We start from the raw sequence: 1055 nt of genomic DNA on the forward strand, positions 1-1055 counted from the left end.
CCACCCGCCCGACCCACCTCGTCCGACCCGGACCCCGTCCCGAGGAGCAGCTCCCGTGCGTCCCCGTCCCCTCGTGCCCGTCGCCGGCCTCGGCGCCGCCCTCCTGCTCGCCCTCACCGGCTGCTTCTCCGCGCCCCAGGAGGGCGCCGGCGGCTCGGGCGAGCCCGGCGAGGAGCGCATCAGCGTCGCGATGCTGCAGCCGCCCCGCTCCGGCCTGACCCCCTTCAGCGACGACGCCTTCAAGCTGTCGCGCTGGTCGACCGCCGAGACGCTCGTCGTGCTCGACGAGGCCGGGGACGCCCGGCCGGCGCTGGCCACGGCGTGGGAGCAGCTGGACCCCAACACCTGGCGCTTCGAGGTCCGCGAGGGCGTCACCTTCCACGACGGCACGGACCTGACGACCGAGCAGGTCGTCGCCTCGCTGACGGCGGCCACCGGGGCCAGCCCCAAGCCGCGCATCCTCGACGGCGTCGAGATGAGCGTCGAGGTGGACCCGGACGCGCCGGGGACCGCCGTCCTGGTGCGCACCGGCGACGTCGACCCGCTGGTCCCCCAGCGGCTGTCCAGCCCGCAGCTGTCGATCCTGGCGGCGGCCGCCTTCGGGGCGGACGGGGTCGTGGACCCGGTCGGGCACGGCACCGGCCCGTTCGAGCTGGTCGCCGTCGACGGCACGTCGAGCGCGACGCTGGACCGCTACGACGGCTACTGGGGCGAACCCGCGCGCGTGGCGGGCATCGACGTCGACTTCGTGCCCGACGGCACGGCACGGGCCGCCGCGCTGCGCACCGGCACGGCGGACGTCGTGGAGGCCGTCCCGGTCTCCCAGGCGGCTCTGCTGGAGGAGGACCAGGTCTTCGAGGTCCCCATGCCGCGCACCAACACCCTGTACCTGAACACCCGCGCGGGAGTCTTCACCGACCCGGCGCGGGGGGGGGGGGGGGGGGGGGGGGGGGGGGGGGGGGCGGGGGGGGGGGCGGGGGGGGGGGGGGGGGGGGGGGGGGGGGGGGGGGGGGGGGGGGGGGGGGGGGGCGGGGGGGGGGGGGGGGGGGGGGGGG

Annotated in this window: 1 protein-coding gene; it reads left to right on the top strand. The window is 78.8% G+C overall.

Annotated features, from left to right (window positions below):
- Nucleotides 1-55: 55 nt before the first annotated feature.
- Nucleotides 56-1055: ABC transporter substrate-binding protein (locus tag ACRYMY_RS19650; RefSeq protein WP_432548898.1), on the top strand; the 1000-nt coding region annotated here is incomplete at its 3' end.

Source organism: Kineococcus haloalkalitolerans (genome assembly GCF_050871905.1).
Taxonomy (GTDB): domain Bacteria; phylum Actinomycetota; class Actinomycetes; order Actinomycetales; family Kineococcaceae; genus Kineococcus.